This window comes from Atlantibacter subterraneus (assembly GCF_007570865.1).
In the GTDB taxonomy this organism is placed as follows: Bacteria; Pseudomonadota; Gammaproteobacteria; order Enterobacterales; family Enterobacteriaceae; genus Atlantibacter; species Atlantibacter subterraneus.
In genome coordinates this window covers 148,098-167,158 of the sequence record NZ_VLPS01000007.1, presented here as the reverse complement: position 1 = coordinate 167,158, position 19,061 = coordinate 148,098, and the positions used below count along the sequence as shown (strand labels likewise).

General features: G+C 57.1%; 18 protein-coding genes and 1 riboswitch. Of the genes, 8 read left to right on the top strand and 10 right to left on the bottom strand.

What is annotated here, in order from left to right:
- Positions 1-7 precede the first annotated feature (7 nt).
- A complete protein-coding gene (locus FND52_RS14090; RefSeq protein ID WP_125293715.1) occupies positions 8-430 on the bottom strand; it encodes a DUF1249 family protein in 423 nt (140 codons plus the stop codon).
- Between the two features lie 2 nt (positions 431-432).
- On the bottom strand, positions 433-1,065 hold the full coding sequence (nudF, locus tag FND52_RS14085) for an ADP-ribose diphosphatase (protein WP_125293716.1): 633 nt from the start codon (positions 1,063-1,065) through the stop codon (positions 433-435).
- A 213-nt stretch (positions 1,066-1,278) separates the two neighbouring features.
- On the opposite strand from nudF, the gene tolC reads away from it, so the two are divergent.
- The 3 genes from tolC to FND52_RS14070 all read left to right on the top strand — a co-directional run bounded on the left by tolC (position 1,279) and on the right by FND52_RS14070 (position 4,759).
- The gene (gene tolC / locus FND52_RS14080) at positions 1,279-2,772 is read left to right on the top strand and encodes an outer membrane channel protein TolC (protein WP_144131448.1); all 1,494 of its coding nucleotides are present in this window, start codon (positions 1,279-1,281) and stop codon (positions 2,770-2,772) included.
- A gap of 151 nt (positions 2,773-2,923) precedes the next feature.
- A complete protein-coding gene (locus FND52_RS14075) occupies positions 2,924-3,595 on the top strand; it encodes a DUF1190 family protein (RefSeq protein WP_125293718.1) in 672 nt (223 codons plus the stop codon).
- A gap of 3 nt (positions 3,596-3,598) precedes the next feature.
- Entirely contained in the window at positions 3,599-4,759 is a 1,161-nt protein-coding gene (locus FND52_RS14070; RefSeq protein ID WP_144131446.1) for a glutathionylspermidine synthase family protein, read from the top strand.
- 33 nt (positions 4,760-4,792) lie between these two features.
- Here FND52_RS14070 and ygiD read toward each other — a convergent pair whose 3' ends face one another.
- On the bottom strand, positions 4,793-5,581 hold the full coding sequence (ygiD, locus tag FND52_RS14065) for a 4,5-DOPA-extradiol-dioxygenase (protein WP_144131444.1): 789 nt from the start codon (positions 5,579-5,581) through the stop codon (positions 4,793-4,795).
- Positions 5,582-5,777: 196 nt separating this feature from the next.
- Between ygiD and zupT the strand changes: the two genes are divergently transcribed.
- On the top strand, positions 5,778-6,551 hold the full coding sequence (gene zupT, locus FND52_RS14060; protein ID WP_125293721.1) for a zinc transporter ZupT: 774 nt from the start codon (positions 5,778-5,780) through the stop codon (positions 6,549-6,551).
- A 61-nt stretch (positions 6,552-6,612) separates the two neighbouring features.
- On the opposite strand, the gene ribB is transcribed toward zupT, so the two are convergent.
- On the bottom strand, positions 6,613-7,266 hold the full coding sequence (gene ribB, locus FND52_RS14055) for a 3,4-dihydroxy-2-butanone-4-phosphate synthase (RefSeq protein WP_125293722.1): 654 nt from the start codon (positions 7,264-7,266) through the stop codon (positions 6,613-6,615).
- Between the two features lie 109 nt (positions 7,267-7,375).
- Positions 7,376-7,525, bottom strand: a riboswitch (FMN riboswitch).
- A 158-nt stretch (positions 7,526-7,683) separates the two neighbouring features.
- On the opposite strand from ribB, the gene ubiK reads away from it, so the two are divergent.
- Positions 7,684-8,028, top strand: coding sequence for a ubiquinone biosynthesis accessory factor UbiK (gene ubiK / locus FND52_RS14050; RefSeq protein ID WP_125293723.1), 345 nt, complete (start codon positions 7,684-7,686; stop codon positions 8,026-8,028).
- Positions 8,029-8,061: 33 nt separating this feature from the next.
- Here the strand turns inward: ubiK and hldE are convergent, their stop codons facing one another.
- From hldE to FND52_RS14035, 3 genes are all read right to left on the bottom strand, one after another.
- Positions 8,062-9,495: a bifunctional D-glycero-beta-D-manno-heptose-7-phosphate kinase/D-glycero-beta-D-manno-heptose 1-phosphate adenylyltransferase HldE gene (gene hldE / locus FND52_RS14045; RefSeq protein ID WP_125293724.1), complete on the bottom strand. Its 1,434-nt coding sequence runs from the start codon at positions 9,493-9,495 to the stop codon at positions 8,062-8,064.
- A gap of 66 nt (positions 9,496-9,561) precedes the next feature.
- Entirely contained in the window at positions 9,562-12,402 is a 2,841-nt protein-coding gene (gene glnE / locus FND52_RS14040; RefSeq protein WP_144131442.1) for a bifunctional [glutamate--ammonia ligase]-adenylyl-L-tyrosine phosphorylase/[glutamate--ammonia-ligase] adenylyltransferase, read from the bottom strand.
- A 12-nt stretch (positions 12,403-12,414) separates the two neighbouring features.
- On the bottom strand, positions 12,415-13,716 hold the full coding sequence (locus tag FND52_RS14035) for a CYTH domain-containing protein (RefSeq protein WP_144131440.1): 1,302 nt from the start codon (positions 13,714-13,716) through the stop codon (positions 12,415-12,417).
- Between the two features lie 244 nt (positions 13,717-13,960).
- On the opposite strand from FND52_RS14035, the gene FND52_RS14030 reads away from it, so the two are divergent.
- Both FND52_RS14030 and FND52_RS14025 read left to right on the top strand, forming a co-directional pair.
- Complete coding sequence (locus FND52_RS14030) at positions 13,961-14,581, top strand: TIGR04211 family SH3 domain-containing protein (protein WP_002438167.1); 621 nt, start codon at positions 13,961-13,963, stop codon at positions 14,579-14,581.
- A gap of 96 nt (positions 14,582-14,677) precedes the next feature.
- A complete protein-coding gene (locus FND52_RS14025; protein WP_144131438.1) occupies positions 14,678-15,913 on the top strand; it encodes a multifunctional CCA addition/repair protein in 1,236 nt (411 codons plus the stop codon).
- Between the two features lie 16 nt (positions 15,914-15,929).
- Here FND52_RS14025 and bacA read toward each other — a convergent pair whose 3' ends face one another.
- Both bacA and folB read right to left on the bottom strand, forming a co-directional pair.
- The gene (gene bacA / locus FND52_RS14020) at positions 15,930-16,748 is read right to left on the bottom strand and encodes an undecaprenyl-diphosphate phosphatase (protein WP_125293728.1); all 819 of its coding nucleotides are present in this window, start codon (positions 16,746-16,748) and stop codon (positions 15,930-15,932) included.
- Positions 16,749-16,863: 115 nt separating this feature from the next.
- A complete protein-coding gene (folB, locus tag FND52_RS14015) occupies positions 16,864-17,232 on the bottom strand; it encodes a bifunctional dihydroneopterin aldolase/7,8-dihydroneopterin epimerase (RefSeq protein WP_144131573.1) in 369 nt (122 codons plus the stop codon).
- 106 nt (positions 17,233-17,338) lie between these two features.
- Here folB and plsY point away from each other — a divergent pair, with 106 nt between their 5' ends.
- Entirely contained in the window at positions 17,339-17,956 is a 618-nt protein-coding gene (gene plsY / locus FND52_RS14010; protein WP_125293730.1) for a glycerol-3-phosphate 1-O-acyltransferase PlsY, read from the top strand.
- A 15-nt stretch (positions 17,957-17,971) separates the two neighbouring features.
- Here plsY and tsaD read toward each other — a convergent pair whose 3' ends face one another.
- Positions 17,972-18,985 carry a tRNA (adenosine(37)-N6)-threonylcarbamoyltransferase complex transferase subunit TsaD gene (gene tsaD / locus FND52_RS14005; protein ID WP_125293731.1) on the bottom strand — a complete coding sequence of 338 codons (1,014 nt, stop codon included), beginning with the start codon at positions 18,983-18,985 and terminating at the stop codon, positions 17,972-17,974.
- Positions 18,986-19,061: the final 76 nt, after the last annotated feature.

Genomic DNA, 19,061 nt, shown 5'->3' with positions numbered 1-19,061 from the left:
CACGACGCTAACAAACCGGAACCGCCATCGCTCCATGCGCCAGGCAGTAGCGCAACCAATCCGCAAGAAACTGGTTAATTTGATGCTTTTCATCGCGTTGATGCAACTTTTTGTTCGGGTAATCATAACGTGCTTTGAAGCGAAAGATCTGCTGGCTTGAACACACTTCCGCCACCATCGCGTCATGATAGAGCCGCACCGACATTGATGGCAGGCTCCAGTAGCTAATTGCGGGCACGGTCTGTTTGATTTCCACCAGCGTAGTGTAGCGGGTGGATTCGAGGATCGTTAATCGGTATTGCGCGCTGCCGACTTGATAGCTCACGGTTTCGCCCACTGCGTCAGTTCGCGGCAGCAAGCGGCGCAAAATTGCAAAATTGGTTTCGCAAAGGCGCATCATTTCTGGAAAGTCGGGGGTGTAGCGCTTCATATTCAGGTGTTCCACTCTTGACGTATTTCTTGATAGTGCAGTTGCAGCCAGAGCAGTGCGATGACTGAGGCTGCGTTATCGATTTTCCCCTCGTTTACCCACTGGTATGCCTGTTCCCGGCTTACCACATGAACACGAATATCTTCGTTTTCTTCCACCAGGCCGTGTATACCTTCGGCCTGGGTGGCATCCACTTCACCCACCAGAATCGATAACCGCTCGCTGGTGCCGCCTGGGCTTGCGAGATAGTTCAATACCGGCTTCGTGCGTCCTACCAGCAATCCTGCTTCTTCCATGGCTTCGCGGCGCGCCACCTCTTCTACGCTTTCGCCGGGCTCAATCATGCCGGCGACCAGCTCCAGCAACCACGGGGTGTCGCTGGTGTCATACGCGGCAATGCGGATCTGTTCGATCAGCACCACTTCATCGCGCACAGGGTCAAAGGGTAGCAGGACTGAAGCATGACCGCGCTCAAAAATTTCACGTCGCACTTCACCGCTCATTTCACCATTGAAAAGGCGGTGTCGAAAACGATACAGATCTAACGAAAAAAAGCCGCGGTACAATTTTTCCCGTGCAATAATTTCTACATCGTTTTTTGTGAAAGTCACTGCGCGATCGTCTGGTTTGCTCATGATCAAAGCCTGTTATAAATGAGGATTGTGGTGAACGTATTCAACTCCAGTTTACCTGTCGTTATAACGCCAATATGGTAGATTGATGAAATTTAATGGCATAAGGCACAGAAGGCCAATCTTCAGATATCGCGGATTCTGCTAAAATCGGCGACAATTTTCGACTTCTGTCAGCGCTAATAAACAAATTCTGCTTCACAACAAGGAATGCAAATGAAGAAACTGCTCCCCATTCTTATCGGCCTGAGCCTTACCGGATTCAGCGCCATGAGCCAGGCAGAAAACCTGTTACAGGTTTATCAGCAAGCACGTTTGAGCAACCCGGACCTGCGTAGATCCGCTGCCGATCGTGATGCCGCATTCGAAAAAATCAACGAAGCTCGCAGTCCTTTATTACCGCAGCTCGGCCTTGGCGCAGACTACTCTTACAGCAACGGTTACCGCGACGCGAACGGCATTAACTCCAACACTACCAGCGCGTCGCTGTCGTTGACCCAGACCATTTTCGATATGTCGAAATGGCGTCAGTTAACGCTTCAGGAAAAAAGCGCCGGTATTCAGGACGTCACCTTCCAGACCGATCAGCAAACCCTGATCCTGAACACCGCGACCGCCTATTTTAACGTGCTGAGCGCTATCGATGCGCTTTCCTATACCGAAGCGCAGAAACAGGCGATCTACCGCCAGTTAGACCAGACTACCCAGCGTTTTAACGTGGGTCTGGTGGCGATCACCGACGTACAGAACGCCCGCTCCCAGTACGATAACGTGCTGGCGAACGAAGTGACCGCCCGTAACAACCTGGATAACGCGCTGGAACAGCTGCGTCAGGTGACCGGCAATTACTATCCGCAGCTGGCGTCGCTGAACGTTGACGCGTTCAAAACCGCGAAACCGGATTCGGTGAACAATCTGCTGAAAGAAGCGGAAAACCGCAACCTGGCGCTGTTGCAGGCGCGCCTCAGCCAGGATTTGGCCCGCGAGCAGATTCGCCTGGCTGAAACCGGCCATATGCCGACGGTAGGTTTGACCGCCTCAACTGGCATTTCCGACAGCTCTTACAGCGGCTCCGCGACCAATACCGCTCAGTATAACGACAGCAACGTCGGCCAGAATAAAGTCGGCATTAACTTCTCCCTGCCGATTTACAGCGGCGGCGCGGTAAATTCCCAGGTTAAACAGGCGCAGTACAACTTCGTCGGTGCCAGCGAGCAGCTTGAAAGCGCGCACCGCAACGTCGTGCAAACCGTGCGCTCCTCCTTCAATAACATCAATGCCTCTATCAGCAGCATCAACGCCTACAAACAGGCAGTGGTTTCTGCCCAGAGTTCATTAGATGCGACAGAAGCTGGCTACGAAGTGGGTACCCGTACCATCGTTGATGTGCTGGATGCCACCACTACCCTGTACAACGCGAAGCAGCAGCTCTCCAGCGCCCGTTATAACTACCTGATTAACCAGCTGAATATTAAATCCGCGCTGGGCACGTTGAATGAGCAGGATCTGCAAATCCTCAACAGCAACCTGGGCAAACCGGTTTCCACCACGCCTGAAATCGTGGCACCGGAAAATGCCCAGCAGGATGCCGCCGCCGATGGCTACGCCGCCACCAATGGTGCGCAGACCCAGCCAGCCGCTCAGCCGGCGAGCGCGGTGCAACCCGCAGCCGCTACGCAGAGCAACGGTAAAAATCCGTTCCGCAATTAAGCCTGCGACGGGGGGTGTGAATCACCCCCCGAAACTTCGTAAGGCAACGTAAAGATCCGCGCCCGGCGCGCCTGCCGCTTTAATTTCGACCGTTCATCCTCTATCCTTTGAAGTTAATTCTTTGCATTATCACTGGGTTCAGGAAGATAAAATGAAACGGACAAAATCCATCAATCATGCGACGTTTCGCAAAAGCTTTAGCGCGCGCCACTTAACTCCGGTTGCACTGGCGGTTTCCGCCGTGTTTATGCTTGCGGGTTGTGAAAAGAGCGATGAGACTGTCTCGCTTTATCAGAATGCCGACGACTGTTCGACGGCTAACCCGGGCAAAAGCGCCGAATGTACCACCGCCTATAACAACGCCCTGAAAGAAGCCGAGCGCACCGCGCCGAAATACGCCACCCGCGAAGACTGCGTGGCGGAATTTGGCGAAAACCAGTGCCAGCAGGCACCCGCACAGGCGGGCATGGCGGGTGAAAACCAGGCTCAGGCCCACAGCGGTGGCAGCTTCTGGATGCCGTTAATGGCGGGCTACATGATGGGCCGTATGATGGGCGGCGGCGCGGGCTTCGCGCAGCAGCCGCTGTTCACCTCGCGCAATCCTGCCAGCCCGGCCTACGGCCAGTACAACGACGCCAGCGGCAAGAGCTATGGCGCAGCGCAGCCGGGCCGCACCATGACGGTGCCGAAAACCGCCATGGCCCCGAAACCAGCCACCACCACGACCGTAACCCGCGGCGGCTTTGGCGAATCGGTGGCGAAGCAGTCCGCCATGCAGCGTAGCTCGGCAACCGGCACCTCCAACCGTTCGATGGGTGGTTGATCGATGGAACGGATTGCCATTAGCGAGCGCCCGGACTGGCGCGAAAAAGCTACCGAATACGGTTTCAACTTCCACACCATGTACGGCGAGCCGTACTGGTGTGAGGAAGCCTATTACCAGTTAACGCTCGACCAGGTGGAACGCCTGGAAACCGTCACCGCCGAACTTCATCAGATGTGTTTGCAGGTGGTGGAGAAGGTCGTCGCCAGCGATGCGCTGCTGACCAAATTCCGCATTCCGAAACACACCTGGGAGTTTGTGCGCCAGTCCTGGCGCAGCCAGCAGCCGTCGCTCTACTCACGTCTCGATCTGGCCTGGGATGGCGTCGGCGATCCGAAGCTGTTAGAGAACAACGCCGATACGCCTACCTCGCTGTATGAAGCGGCATTTTTCCAGTGGATCTGGCTGGAAGATCAGATCAACGCGGGCAAGCTCCCGGCCAACAGCGATCAGTTCAACAGCCTGCAAGAGAAGGTGATCGCGCGCTTCGCCGAGCTGAAAGAACAACACGGTTTTAATCTGGTGCATTTCGCCTGCTGCCGCGACACGGTGGAAGATCGCGGAACCGTGCAGTATTTGCAGGATTGCGCCGCTGAGGCAGGCGTAGCGAGCGAATTCTTGTATATCGACGACATCGGCCTGGGCGAGAAAGGCCAGTTTACCGATCCGCAGGATCAGGTGATCGCCAACCTGTTTAAGCTCTACCCGTGGGAATACATGCTGCGCGAGATCTTCTCCACCAAGCTGGAAGACGCAGGCGTGCGCTGGCTGGAACCGGCCTGGAAAAGCATCATTTCCAACAAAGCCCTGCTGCCGATGCTGTGGGAGATGTTCCCGAACCACCCTAACCTGCTACCCGCTTATTTTGCTGAAGACCAGCACCCGACGATGGATAAATACGTCGTGAAGCCAATTTTTTCCCGCGAAGGCGCCAATATTTCCATCATTGAAAACGGGCAAACACTGGAGCACGTCGAGGGGCCGTATGGCGAGGAAGGCATGATCGTGCAGCAGTTCTATCCGCTACCGAAGTTTGGCGACAGCTATACGCTGATCGGCAGCTGGCTTATCAACGATCAGCCTGCCGGGATCGGCATCCGTGAAGATCGGGCGTTAATCACCCAGGATCTGTCACGTTTTTATCCGCATATCTTTATCGAGTAATAGACCGGGCGCGAATGATATCGCGCCCTTTTGTTAGCCCACCTGCACCGACAGCATACTCAACGATCCCATCTCGATACCGTCCACCGGCACCGAAACCGGCTCGCTGCCGTCCCACGCGCCCAGCACGTACAGCAAAGGTAAAAAGTGTTCCGGGGTCGGGTTAGACAAGCTGCCCCCTTCCTGCTGGAGATAATTCACCAGCGGATGCTGCTCGACCGGCCCTTGCCAGGTGAGATTGGCTTTCACCATATCGTTAAACGCCGTCGCCCACGGATACGGCGTATTTTCACCGTGCCAGCGGGCGGTACGCAGGTTGTGCACCACGTTGCCGCTGGCGATCAGCATAATGCCTTCATCACGCAGCGCCGCCAGTTTACGGCCCATTTCAAAATGCCAGGCGGCAGGCTTCGTGCTGTCTATACTCAATTGCACCATCGGGATGTCGGCATCCGGGTACATCTTGATCAGTACGCCCCATGAGCCGTGATCAAACCCCCAGGCTTCTCTGTCGAGCGCAACGGGCACCGGCGCGAGCAGATCGACCAGCCGCTGCGCCAGTTCCGGCGAGCCTGGAGCCGGGTAATGGGTGTCATACAGCGCCTGCGGGAATCCGCCAAAATCATGGATGGTTTTGGGCTGTTCCATGGCCGTGACGCCGGTACCCCGGGTGAACCAGTGGGCAGACACCACGACAATCGCTTTTGGACGTGGCAGGGTTGCGCCCAACTGCCGCCAGGCCTGAGTATACTGATTGTCTTCCAGCACGTTCATCGGGCTACCGTGGCCGAGAAACAGTGTAGGCATACGCGAAACGTTCATGGTGTTATCCTTTGCTCTTCGGGGTAATGTTGATGGATAAACCTTACGCTGATTCGGGAAAAGAAGAACTCAGATAACCATGATGGAGATCATCAGGAAATTTGAATGTAAGGCTGGTGTAAATCCGCTGACCACGCGTCGATTTTAATCGGCGGGTTCTTTAAGCTTTGAGAATCCAGAACACAAGGAGCTGTTGATGTCGGTCCCTCTTATATTGACTTTACTGGCTGGCGGAGCCACGTTTATCGGCGCGCTGCTGGGCGTGATCGGCCAAAAACCGTCAAACCGGCTGCTGGCGTTTTCGCTGGGTTTTGCCGCTGGCATTATGCTACTGATTTCTTTGATGGAAATGCTGCCCGCCGCGCTGCGCGAAGAAGGGATGTCGCCGATGCTGGGCTACGGCATGTTTATTGTCGGCCTGCTGGGTTACTACGCCCTGGATCGAATTCTACCCCATGCCCATGCCCAGGATCTGCTGGATAAAGATCTGCAGCGCGCGCCGCGCAATCTCAAGCGCACCGCGCTGTTGCTGACGCTCGGTATCAGCCTGCATAACTTCCCGGAAGGCGTCGCCACCTTCGTGACGGCCAGCAACAATCTGGAATTAGGATTTGGCATCGCTTTAGCTGTCGCCTTGCACAATATTCCTGAAGGACTGGCGGTAGCCGGGCCGGTGTATGCCGCCACGGGTTCTAAATATAAAGCGGTGTTCTGGGCGGGTATCTCCGGAATGGCGGAAATTCTCGGCGGTGTGTTGGCGTGGCTGATCCTCGGATCGCTGGTATCGCCGGTGCTGATGGCCTCAATTATGGCGGCGGTGGCGGGGATTATGGTGGCGCTTTCTGTAGACGAGCTGATGCCGCTGGCGAAAGAGATCGACCCGAATAATAACCCCAGTTACGGCGTGCTGTGCGGGATGTCGGTGATGGGGCTAAGCCTGACGCTGCTGCAAACCAGCGGGATTGGCTGATTGCTCTGGACGTAAAAAACCCGGTTGATGTAACCGGGTTTTTTATTATCTGCCTGAAGAATTAGCTGGCTTTACGCTCGTGCTGCTGGCGGTAAGCCACCAGATCTTCAATGGTCACGACCGCCATCTGGTGCTTCACGGCGAAGTCGATGCACTCCGGCGCGCGCGCCATAGAGCCGTCATCGTTGGTCAGTTCGCACAGTACGCCAGCCGGTTTGAAACCTGCCAGCGTCACCAGATCGATAGTGGCTTCGGTATGGCCGCCGCGGGTCAATACACCGCCGCTCTGCGCGCGCAGCGGGAACACGTGGCCCGGACGGTTCAGATCGGAAGGTTTCGCGTCATCAGCGATAGCAGCGCGGATGGTGGTAACGCGGTCCGCGGCGGAAACGCCGGTGCTCACGCCGTGCGCGGCTTCGATGGTCACGGTAAAACCGGTGCCGTACGCGCTGGTGTTGTTTTCAACCATCATCGGCAGGTCGAGCTGCTGACGGCGATCTTCGGTAATGCACAGGCACACAATGCCGCTGCCGTGGCGAATAGTCAGCGCCATTTGTTCAACGGTCATGGTTTCGGCGGCGAAAATCATATCGCCTTCGTTTTCACGGTCTTCATCATCGAGCACCATCACGCCACGGCCTTCGCGCAAAGCGGTCAGAGCGTGTTCTACGCGTTCAAATGCGGTACCGAAAGAGGAAAGAAGCGTCTGATTCATGGTAAAAAAACCTCATTAAAATTATGGTTACCAGAATCAGGGCGGTCTTAGGAGTGCCGTCGTAAAACGGCAAAAAAATAACGTGAGTGGGCCGTATGCCCGACTTGATCGTTACTCTCTCCCATCCGGACTTTAACCGTCGGCCCCGGAATTACACCGGATCTGCTGACCTTCAGGATTGCTCCTGAAGCGCTCGCGGGCTTTCAGCCTAAGCTGATTTACCGCCGGTGGGGAATTTCGCCCCGCCCTGAGAATAAGCGGGATTACTATAACGCCAATGACTATTGTCGGCAATGTATTCAGCAGCCTAAATAAATCGGTTTGTGCTATTACTTAGATTCATACATTTCCGGTTTCTCCTCCCGGAAACAGGCATTACAATAAGAGGTTATGTAACTCACGCACTGGGAAACCGCCATGATTGACCCGAAGAAAATTGAGCAGATTGCCCGCCAGGTTCATGAATCCATGCCAAAAGGCATTCGTGAATTCGGGGATGATGTTGAAAAGAAAATCCGCCAGGTTTTACAGTCGCAGTTGACGCGTCTCGACCTTGTCAGCCGTGAAGAATTTGATGTACAGACTCAGGTGCTGCTGCGCACCCGCGAGAAGCTGGCGGCGCTGGAACAGCGTATCAGCGCGCTGGAAAGCCGCAATACGCCAGTGGAACAATCTGCTGCGCCAGCGCCGGCTATCCCGCCGGTGGACGTGATCCAGCCTGCGCCAGCGGTTCCGCCGATTGATGACGAAAAACCGCAGTAAAAAATCGGGCCTTCTATGAAGGCCCGATTGGTTTTATTTAGCGCTGTCTTTCTGGATCTTTTTAATGATGTTAGTGGTTGAACAGCCGTCTTCGAAGTTCAGTACCATCACCTCGCCGCCGTTGGCCCAGACCTCTTCACTGCCCGCGATCTGTTCCGGTTTGTAGTCGCCGCCTTTGACCAGCAGGTCAGGCAGGATCCCGGCGATCAGGCGCTGCGGCGTATCTTCCTCAAACGACACCACCCAGTCCACGGCTTCCAGCGCGCCCAGCACGATCATCCGCTGTTCCAGCGGGTTCACCGGGCGGGTTTCGCCTTTCAGGCGTTTGGTGGAGGCGTCGCTGTTGACCGCGACAATCAAACGGTCGCCCAGCTTGCGGGCGTTAGCCAGATAGGACACGTGCCCGGCGTGGAGAATGTCGAACACGCCGTTGGTCATCACGACTTTCTCGCCGCGTTTGCGCGCCGCGGCGACAGCCAGTTTCAGCGCCTCTTCGTCCATCACGCCAAAACCGGAATCGGCACGACCTCGTACCGCGTTTTCCAGCTCGATGGGCGACACGGTAGAAGTACCGAGTTTACCCACCACCACACCCGCCGCCGCGTTAGCGAAGAAGCAGGCTTCTTCCAGCGAGTTACCCGCCGCAAGGGTGGCCGCCAGCACGCCGATCACGGTATCGCCCGCGCCGGTCACGTCATACACTTCCTGCGCCTGGGTCGGCAGGTGCAGCGGATCTTTACCCGGTTGCAGTAGGCTCATGCCCTGCTCTGAACGGGTGATCAGTAGCGCGCTGAGGTCATAATCCGCCACCAGCTTCATGCCGCGCTCAACGATTTCCGCGTCGGTTTTGCATTTCCCGACTACGGCTTCAAATTCAGACAGGTTCGGCGTCAGCAGCGTCGCGCCGCGGTAGCGTTCAAAATCGGTGCCTTTCGGGTCGATCAGCACCGGGACGCCTGCTTTGCGCGCCAGTTGGATCATCTGCTGGACGCTGGCCAGCGCGCCTTTGGCGTAGTCAGACAGCACCAGCGCGCCGATATTGCCCAACGCCTGGTTGATGCGCTCGTGCAGCGGCTCCGGATCAACGCCTTCAAATCCTTCTTCGAAATCCAGGCGGATCAGCTGTTGGTTACGGGACAGTACCCGCAGTTTGGTAATGGTCGGGTGAGTCGGCACCGACACAAAATCACATTTCACGTTAACGTTAGCCAGCGCCTGGCTCAGCGCCCGCGCCGCATCGTCGATGCCGGTCAGGCCAACCAGACGGGAGTGCGCGCCCAGCGAAGCGATGTTCATCGCCACGTTCGCCGCACCGCCGGGGCGTTCTTCGATATTATCGACTTTGACCACCGGGACCGGGGCTTCCGGGGAGATACGGCTGGTGGGGCCATACCAGTAGCGATCGAGCATGACATCGCCCACCACCATGACGCCTGCGCGTTCAAACTCGGGCAGCGTTACTTTCATTCCAGACTCTCCTGAGAGATACCAAATTTGCGCGGGATAATAGCACAATTCCCTGCGTACACATTTTTATGCCTTGCCCAGCCATGCCGCCCAGCTTTGGATAACCTGCTGGCGCTCCGCCTGAAACGCGCCGGGCTCTACGTGGCCGGGTAGCTCCTGAAGCGCCAGATGGTGTAGCTCATCGCGCAGCGTGACGTAAGCGTGGGTCAGCGCGCGCGCTTCCTGCTCCGGCATGATGTCATTCTGTGCCAGCAACTCGAGGATGCGCACGTTATCAGACCAGCGGGTCAGCTTCGGCGCATCGTGAGAATAGCGCAGCACCAGATACTGGGTAATAAACTCAATATCGGTAATTCCGCCCTCATCGGCTTTAATATCAAAGCGGTCTTTATGCTTATTGCCAAGGTGGGCGCGCATTTTCTCACGCATTTCGCGCACTTCGGTTTGTAACGCGTCGCCGTCACGCGGTTTACACAAAATCTGGCGGCGGATGGCGTCAAAATCCCGGCACAGCTGCGGATCGCCGTAGACCACGCGGGCGCGCACCAGCGCCTGATGCTCCCAGGTCCAGGCCTCGTTTTGCTGATAATCCGCGAAGGACTCCACGGTAGTCACCAGCATTCCCGCCGCGCCGGACGGACGCAGCCGGGCGTCCACTTCATACAAGATGCCGGACGAGGTGCGGGTGCTGAACAGGTGCATGATGCGCTGGGCAAGCCGCAGATAGAACTGGCGGCCATCGATCTCGCGCTCGCCGTCGGTCATCACGTCTGCCGGGCAATCGTGCAGGAACACCAGGTCGAGATCGGAGCTGTATCCCAGCTCCCAGCCGCCCAGTTTGCCATAGCCCACCACGGCGAAACCGCGCCCTTCCCGGCCCTGAAGATGCGTCGGCGTGCCGTAACGCGCCACCATCAGGGTCCACGCCTGCTGTACCACCGCGTCGATCATCGCTTCCGCCAGCCACGTTAAGTGATCGCTCACTTTCATCACCGGCAGAGTTCCGGCGATATCCGCCGCCGCCACGCGCAGCAACTGGGCCTGTTTAAACTGGCGCATCGCTTCAAGCTGCTGCTCTTCGTCGTCTTCCGGAACGCGCAGCAAATACTGGCGCAGCTCATCGCGATAAGCATTGGTGGCCGTCGGCTGATAAAGGGTATTTGGATCGAGCAGCTCATCGAGCAGCAGCGGATAACGCGCCAGCTGCCCGGCGATCATCGGCGAGGCGGCGCACAGCCGGATAAGATGCTTCAGCGCACCGGGGAATTCGGTAAGCAGTTCCAGATACGTGGTGCGGGTCACGATGCCCAACAGCAGCGGCGTGATGCGCCCCAGCGGGACCGCGGGCATCGGCATGGCGCACACTTCGCTTAGCAGGCGCGGCATCAGCAGATCCAGCACGTGGCGTCCACGCGGGCCGATGGTGCGTTTGTCCACCTCTTTGCGGAAATCCGCCGCCAACGCGATGACCTGACGCTGGCTGTCGCTATCAAGATGGCTTAACACCGGGCTCGTAACATCCGCATCGTGCGCGTCCTGCCACAGTTCGCGCCAGCCTTCGGCCAGTTTATCTTCGCCGGCGTCGGGCTCGTCATCGCCAATCAGTTCGTTAAATATGTGCCGCACCGCCGTCATATGGCTGGCTAACGTTGCCTGGAGCGCCGCCCAGTCGGGCTCGCCCATCGCCCAGGCCAGGCGCGCGCGATTCAGTTCATCGCCCGGCAGCGTCTGGGTCTGCTCGTCATTAATGCTTTGCAGCAGGTTTTCGAGGCGGCGCAGAAACAGATAAGCGCCGCGTAACTGTTGTGCATCGCCCGCTGGCAGCAGATGGAGCGCGTCGATGGCCTCCAGCGTCGGCAGTAGCGAGCGTGATTGCAGCGACGGCTCGCGTCCACCGCGAATCAACTGGAACACCTGGACGATAAACTCGGTTTCACGGATGCCACCCGCACCCAGCTTAATATTGTCGGTCAGGCCGCGCCGCCGCACTTCGCGAGCGATCATCCCTTTCATATTACGCAGCGACTGGATCACGCTGAAATCGATATAGCGGCGGAAGACAAACGGACGCAGCATGGCGCGCAGCTCCTGGCTCCAGCGATCGTCTTTGTCGCCCATAATGCGCGCTTTTACCATGGCGTAGCGTTCCCAGTCGCGCCCCTGCTCCTGGTAATAATCCTCCAGCGCCGCAAAGCTCAGCACCAGCGGGCCGCTGTCGCCGAACGGGCGCAGGCGCATATCCACCCGGTAAACGAAGCCATCCTGGGTCGGCTGATCGAGCACTTTGATCAGCCGCTGGCCCATGCGGGTAAAGAACTGCGCGTTATCCAGCTCGCGCCGCCCGCCCTGGGTAACGCCGTTTTCCGGCCAGGCGAAGATCAGGTCAATATCAGAAGAAAAATTGAGTTCACCGCCGCCGAGTTTGCCCATGCCGAGGATCATCAGCGGCTGCGGCTCGCCCTGCGCATTGCACGGCGTGCCCCACTCGCGACAGCAGGATGCCCACAGCCAGTCGCGCGCGGCGACAATCAGCGTTTCGGCCAGCACGCTGAGCTGCGCCAGCGTGCCCTGGGTGGCAACCAGATTCAGGGTTTGCGCCCAGGCGATACGCACCATGATCCGCCGCCGGAACTGGCGCAGCGTACGCATCAGTTGCGCCTCATCGCTCACCTCCTGCAATGCCTCCTGAAGCCAGAGCGCGTAATGGCGTTCTTCGTCGGCTTCCGGCGGCCTGCCGCGCAGCTCGTCCAGCCATTCGGGATGCGCGGCCAGCCCGTCGCGCACGAAATCGCTGAATGCCAGCATCGCCTGCGCGTCCTGGTCCAGCGCAAGGCCCGATAACGGCTCAGGCAGGTTAGCCAGCACGTTTTCAGCGTGTTGCTGCAGTAAAGGTGAGAGCGGCATCATGGTGGCGTCCTTTTATTTTTTTCCGCTGTGCAGCCAGAACGGCGATTGTGCGATCGCTTCATGACGCAGAGATTCGATATCACTGCGTAAGCCGTTTTCGATAGCGTGACGCAGGGCGTCCCAGGTATCGATCCAGTCAAGCGCCGCCTCGCCAGGGTAAACGCCCGCCAGGGTGCGGATAGCGTCCAGCTCGCGGTATAAACGCGGTAATTGATCGCGGTAGCGTTCGCCGCAGGATTGTAAAAACGCCTGTTTAAGCTCAGCGGCGTGGCGCGACAGATGGATATCGGCGTAGCGCTTAAAGGAATCATCGAGCTTGCGGCGGTCTTTTTCATCGATAAACGGCTGCCAGCCCTGGGTCAACAGCCATTCGGTCAACGCCAGTTTCGCGGTGCTGATTTCACTGCCGAATGCGAGGGTTTCCGCCGAGGCGTCCGAGACCAGCGACACTTCGCACTGGGTCAGTAAATCACGTAAGCGAGCGCTCGCTTTCCTTGGAACAACGCCGCCGAACAGCGCCAGAATATGGCGAACCAGGCCGATGGCCTGCTGGACCTGCGATTTCGCCAGGGTATTTCCGCGCACCCACAACTCTTCATGGTACTGCCAGTGGGATAGCGCGGCTTCCAGCGCCGTTTGCAGCCCCTGCTCAACGGTCGCTTTCGGCTGCATAGCGATCACCGTCAGCGGCTGGATTGCCCGCAGGGCGTTGCCCTGGGCCAGATGATAACCACGTGCGGCCTTGCTCAGGCTGCCCTGGCGCAGGCCGGGGACCGCCACCAGCTGGCGCGCCAGTTTTAAAATATCCGCTAACTGGCCTTCCAGCAGTTCCATTTCCAGCTCGCACAGCGGCTCGCTGTGCTCTCCCGCTTTCACCTCGCCACGATCGAGCGCCAACTCAATGCGGCTTTCACCGTGAGTAACCACCCACTTCTCGCGCTGAAAATCAGTGCTGAACAGCGGGCGAACCTGGCTTTGCAGGGTATCAGCCGTCAGCCCATCCGGCCAGATGTCCGCCGGGAAACGTGCTAAATCCAGCTCGGCGCTGTCCAGCGCGACATTGTATTCCGGATGCTGATGAACGCCTCCAACGACACGTCCCGCAGTTTTCACGGTCATTTCGTAGCGGCCATTGTCCCCACGCACCCGCAATCCAGTGCCATGATTCCGTAACTGGTTATCAGGCGTTTCGTAGTAAACGTTGTGTAACTGACGGGGAGCGTGATGTTCGCCGGAAAGCCCATTAAGGACGTTGCGCACGGCCTCAAGGACCTCGGGTTGTACGATAAATTTGAGTTCGATTTCTTGTGCCATAGCCTTTTACTTACGGTTGCGTCACACCGGTGCGAATGTCCGGCGAACTTACGGGCCTGTTTTTTGTCAGTAGATAGTATTTTCCGCTAAAATGCCACGCCGAAGGCGTTTTAGACGAGCAACAAACCCTTTGGCTGTGCGCCAGTCACTGATGTACCAGGATGATTCTCATTCAGGTTTGCGCTTCGCATCGTCAAACTGTTGCACTACTATCATCCCACGAAAAACGATTAATGAAGACCTGATGCCTAAATTACGCCTGATTTGCCTGACTTTATTCGCGCTTAGCGTTTCTACTGTGGCCCATAGCGAAGAGAAACGCTACGTTTCCGATGAACTGACCACCTGGGTTCGCAGCGGCCCTGGCGATAATTATCGCCTTGTGGGCTCACTTAACGCGGGTGAAGCCGTCACGTTATTGCAGACCAATGAGTCAACGAATTATGGCCAGGTGCGTGACAGCAACGGGCGTACCGCATGGATCCCGCTGAAAGAACTGAATACCGAACCGAGCCTGCGTACCCGCGTGCCGGAACTGGAAAATCAGGTTAAAACACTGACCGATAAGCTGAATAATATTGATGCGACCTGGAATGAGCGCACGTCAGATATGCAGAAGAAGGTTTCTGCCAGCGACAGCATTATTAACGGCCTGAAAGATGAAAATCAAAAGCTGAAAAATGAGCTGATTGTGGCGAGCAAGAAAGTGAACGCCGCGAATCTGCAACTCGACGACAAGCAGCGCACCATTATTATGCAGTGGTTTATGTACGGCGGCGGCGTGTTAGGCGTTGGTCTGCTGCTGGGCCTGCTGCTTCCGCATATGATCCCGCGTCGCAAGAAGAAAGACCGCTGGATGAATTAATCCCCAAAGGGCAACCATACAGGTTGCCCTTTTACTTGGCCTTCTCCTCTACACTTACGTATTATCTCAACGCTAATGTGAACAAGAGAGGTGTGGGTGAAGAGCTATTTGGTCGGTGGTGCAGTACGTGATGGATTGTTAGGGCTACCGGTTAAAGACAGAGACTGGGTTGTGGTAGGCGCAACGCCTGCCCAAATGCTTGAGCTGGGCTATCAACAGGTTGGGCGCGATTTCCCGGTGTTTTTGCACCCGCAAACGCGTGAAGAGTACGCCCTCGCCCGTACCGAGCGGAAAAACGGCTACGGCTATACCGGGTTTGTTTGCTATGCCGCGCCCGACGTCACCCTTGAGCAGGATTTACTGCGCCGCGATTTAACGATTAACGCCATCGCGCTGGACGAAAACGGCGAATTTGTCGACCCGTATAACGGGCGTGCGGATATCGAAAAGCGACTGCTGCGCCACGTTTCCGGCGCGTTCAATGAAGACCCGCTGCGCGTACTGCGCGTGGCGCGTTTCGCCGCCCGCTTCGCCCACCTCAATTTTACTATCGCCGAAGAAACCCAGGCGCTGATGCGGGACATGACCGAGGCCGGCGAACTGGCTCACCTCACCCCGGAGCGGGTCTGGAAAGAGACTGAAAACGCACTGCGCTCCCATAATCCCCATATCTTTTTCAAAGTGCTGCGCGACTGTGGGGCGCTGAAAGTGTTATTCCCGGAACTGGATGCGCTGTTTGGCGTGCCCGCGCCGGAAAAGTGGCACCCGGAAATCGACACCGGCGTGCACGTGCTGATGACGCTCTCTATGGCGGCGATGCTCAGCCCGGATGTAGACGTGCGTTTCGCCACGCTGACGCATGATGTGGGAAAAGGCCTGACGCCGCCGCGCCTCTGGCCGCGCCATCACGGACATGGCCCGGCAGGCGTTCCGCTGGTTGAGAATATCTGCCAGCGGCTGCGGGTGCCGAACGAGATCCGCGATCTCGCCAAACTGGTGGCGGAATTCCACGATCTGATCCATACCCTGCCGATTTTGCAGCCAAAAACTATCGTGAAGCTGTTTGATTCTATCGACGCCTGGCGCAAACCCCAGCGCGTGGAACAAATTGCCTTAACCAGCGAGGCGGATGTGCGCGGACGCCAGGGCTTTGAAGGCTGTGATTATCCGCAAGGCCGGTTGTTGCGCGAAGCCTGGGAAGTGGCGAAAGCGGTGTCGCCGAAAGAGGTCGTCGCAGACGGGTTTAAAGGCATCGAGGTGCGCGAAGAGCTAACCAAACGGCGCATCAGAGCGGTCGCGCAATGGAAAGCTGAGCGCTGCCCCCAGCCCTGAAGCCGGGGGCGTGACATCACATAAAGACCACGTAAACTGCCGCCGCGACGATAAAGCGGTAGATGGCGAACGGAATAAACGAAATCCGCTTGATGATTTGCAGGAAGGTTTTGATAGCCACCAGCGCCACCAGAAACGCAGTGACAAAACCTACGGCGAACATAGGAATATCGGCTGCCGTCAGGAAGTGGTAGCTCTTATACAGATCGAGCGCCGTCGCGCCCATCATCATCGGCACCGCCAGTAAGAACGAGAATTCCGATGCTGCGTAACGGCTGACGCCCACCAGCATCCCGCCGGATATCGTTGCGCCGGAACGCGAAAAGCCCGGCCACAGCGCCAGGCACTGGAAGCAGCCGATAGCGAAGGCCTGGCGGTACGTCATATCATCCAGGCCGGGCGCACGCGGCTCTTTAGGCTTAAAGAGTTCCGCCGCAATCAGCAACACCCCGCCCACGACCAGCGCGTACATCACGTTGATCGGGTTAAACAGCGATTTAATCAGATCGTGAAGTACCAGTCCCAACACTACGGCAGGGATCATCCCCAGCAAGATATGGATCAATGACAGGCGACCCCGCCCCATTCCCTCATGAGAGGGTCGACCAAAATGAATGCCGATGAGACTGAACAAGCGACGCCAGAACATCACCACCACCGCCAGGATCGACCCCAACTGAATGACCACTTCAAACGTCTTGGCCGTTTCCCCTTCAAAGCCCAGAAGATGGCCCACGATAATCATATGCCCGGTGCTGGAAACCGGCAGAAACTCGGTTAAACCTTCAACTACGCCGAGAATCGCCGCAATGACCAGCGAATGCAAATCGCCCATGAAATGTCCTCGTACCCCAAAAAAAATCAAAAAAAAACGGCGGGCGCAACGCGCTTGCCGTAAAAGCCCGAGCTATAAGACAGATATCGCTGCGTTAGGTTTAAAAATTATTAACTTAAATGATTTGATTAGGATTATGGCCACGCTGAATGATTACGCCCACGCTGGCCGCCTGCGCCACCGCGCCAGGCTTGCTGAGTTTAATTTTTACCCACGGCGTATTGAAACGGGTGAGCAATAGCTCAGCTACCTCTTCCGCCACACGCTCCACCAGCGCAAATTTGCCGCCCTGAACGTGGCTGATGATGGCCTCGCTGACGTCGGCATAGCTCAGGCAATCCGCCACATCGTCGCTTTTTCCCGCCGGACGGTTGTCCCAGGCCATTTCGATATCGAACATTAACTTCTGTTCGATGGTTTGCTCCCAGTCGTAAACACCGATAGTGGTGATTATCGAAAGTTGCTCTATAAATACTATATCCATCATCACCTGCCTGTTTTTAGCGCACCCGGATACCACTTCCGGCAAATTATGCGTATTATCCACAGATGCAGAGAATAAAACGACATTTTCAAAACGGAACAGCGTTATGAGTGCAATCGCGCCTGGAATGATCCTCCTTGCGTACCTTTGCGGCTCAATTTCCAGCGCCATTTTGGTCTGCCGTATCGCAGGTTTACCCGACCCGCGTGATAGCGGTTCCGGCAACCCCGGGGCGACCAACGTCTTACGCATAGGTGGCAAGGGAGCAGCCGTAGCGGTACTGATTTTCGACGTGCTGAAAGGCATGCTGCCCGTCTGGGGTGCCTACGCGCTCGGTCTCTCTCCGTTCTGGTTAGGCTTAGTCGCCATTGCCGCCTGCCTCGGCCATATCTGGCCGGTGTTCTTTGGCTTTCGCGGCGGCAAAGGCGTCGCAACGGCGTTTGGTGCGATTGCCCCTATCGGCTGGGATCTCACCGGCGTAATGGCAGGCACCTGGCTGCTGAGCGTGTTGCTTAGCGGCTACTCCTCGGTCGGCGCTATTGTCAGCGCGTTAATCGCCCCGTTTTACGTCTGGTGGTTTAAACCCCAGTTTACCTTCCCGGTTTCGATGCTCTCCTGCCTGATTTTGCTGCGTCATCACGACAATATTCAGCGCTTATGGCGCGGACAGGAAACCAAAATCTGGCACAAGCTGAAAAGAAAGCAAAAAAAAGAAGAGCGCTAGGCTCTTCTCCATTGATTACGCGGCAGGCAGTTCCGCCAGCGGCCAGCGTGGCCGCACCGAGACGCTTAAATCGGTTTCGCCGCCCGCTTTTAAACGCACCATGCCCGCGTAAGCGATCATCGCGCCGTTATCAGTACAAAACTCTGGGCGCGCGTAGAACACTTCGCCACCGCGTTTTTTCATCATCTCAGCCAGTTTCGCGCGCAGCGTGCGGTTGGCGCTGACGCCGCCCGCCATCACCAGGCGTTTAAAGCCGGTTTGCTCCAGCGCGCGGCGGCATTTGATCATCAGCGTATCCACCACGGCATCTTCAAACGCGCGGGCGATGTCCGCGTGGGTTTGCGGATCCGGCGCATTGTCGCGAATAGTGTTGGCGGCAAAGGTTTTAAGACCTGAAAAGCTGAAGTCCAGGCCAGGACGATCGGTCATTGGACGCGGGAAAGTAAAGCGGCCGGGATTGCCATTGGCGGCCAGCTTCGACAGCATCGGGCCGCCTGGGTAATCCAGGCCCAACAGTTTGGCTGTTTTATCAAAGGCTTCGCCAGCGGCGTCGTCAATGGACTCGCCCAGCAGTTGATATTCACCGATGCCGGTAACGGAAATCAGCTGGGTATGACCGCCGGAGACCAGCAGCGCAACGAACGGGAATTCAGGCGGATTCTCTTCCAGCATCGGGGCCAACAGATGCCCTTCCATATGATGCACCGGCACTGCAGGCACGTTCCAGGCAAAGGCCAGCGCGCGCCCGACGGTTGCGCCAACCAGCAGCGCGCCGACCAGGCCAGGGCCTGCGGTATAGGCCACCGCGTCGATATCGCTGGCGTTAAGCCCGGCGTTTTTCATCGCTTCCTGAATCAGGGGCACGGTTTTACGCACATGGTCGCGGGACGCCAGTTCTGGCACCACGCCGCCGTAATCCGCGTGCAGTTTTACCTGGCTATACAGCTCGTTAGCCAACAGCCCCTTTTCATCGTCATAAATGGCGATGCCGGTCTCATCACAGGATGTTTCAATACCCAATACACGCATGCTTATTTTTACCTCTTTTGCCTGCGCCGCAGTGTATGCGCAGAGGTCGCCATTGTAAAACATTGCTCATCGGCCT

Coding starts and splice junctions, on each gene's coding strand:
- FND52_RS14090 (WP_125293715.1), bottom strand. CDS start 430: ATGAAGCGCTACACCCCCGACTTTCCAGAAATGATGCGCCTTTGCGAA.
- nudF (WP_125293716.1), bottom strand. CDS start 1,065: ATGAGCAAACCAGACGATCGCGCAGTGACTTTCACAAAAAACGATGTA.
- tolC (WP_144131448.1), top strand. CDS start 1,279: ATGAAGAAACTGCTCCCCATTCTTATCGGCCTGAGCCTTACCGGATTC.
- FND52_RS14075 (WP_125293718.1), top strand. CDS start 2,924: ATGAAACGGACAAAATCCATCAATCATGCGACGTTTCGCAAAAGCTTT.
- FND52_RS14070 (WP_144131446.1), top strand. CDS start 3,599: ATGGAACGGATTGCCATTAGCGAGCGCCCGGACTGGCGCGAAAAAGCT.
- ygiD (WP_144131444.1), bottom strand. CDS start 5,581: ATGAACGTTTCGCGTATGCCTACACTGTTTCTCGGCCACGGTAGCCCG.
- zupT (WP_125293721.1), top strand. CDS start 5,778: ATGTCGGTCCCTCTTATATTGACTTTACTGGCTGGCGGAGCCACGTTT.
- ribB (WP_125293722.1), bottom strand. CDS start 7,266: ATGAATCAGACGCTTCTTTCCTCTTTCGGTACCGCATTTGAACGCGTA.
- ubiK (WP_125293723.1), top strand. CDS start 7,684: ATGATTGACCCGAAGAAAATTGAGCAGATTGCCCGCCAGGTTCATGAA.
- hldE (WP_125293724.1), bottom strand. CDS start 9,495: ATGAAAGTAACGCTGCCCGAGTTTGAACGCGCAGGCGTCATGGTGGTG.
- glnE (WP_144131442.1), bottom strand. CDS start 12,402: ATGATGCCGCTCTCACCTTTACTGCAGCAACACGCTGAAAACGTGCTG.
- FND52_RS14035 (WP_144131440.1), bottom strand. CDS start 13,716: ATGGCACAAGAAATCGAACTCAAATTTATCGTACAACCCGAGGTCCTT.
- FND52_RS14030 (WP_002438167.1), top strand. CDS start 13,961: ATGCCTAAATTACGCCTGATTTGCCTGACTTTATTCGCGCTTAGCGTT.
- bacA (WP_125293728.1), bottom strand. CDS start 16,748: ATGGGCGATTTGCATTCGCTGGTCATTGCGGCGATTCTCGGCGTAGTT.
- folB (WP_144131573.1), bottom strand. CDS start 17,232: ATGGATATAGTATTTATAGAGCAACTTTCGATAATCACCACTATCGGT.
- plsY (WP_125293730.1), top strand. CDS start 17,339: ATGAGTGCAATCGCGCCTGGAATGATCCTCCTTGCGTACCTTTGCGGC.
- tsaD (WP_125293731.1), bottom strand. CDS start 18,985: ATGCGTGTATTGGGTATTGAAACATCCTGTGATGAGACCGGCATCGCC.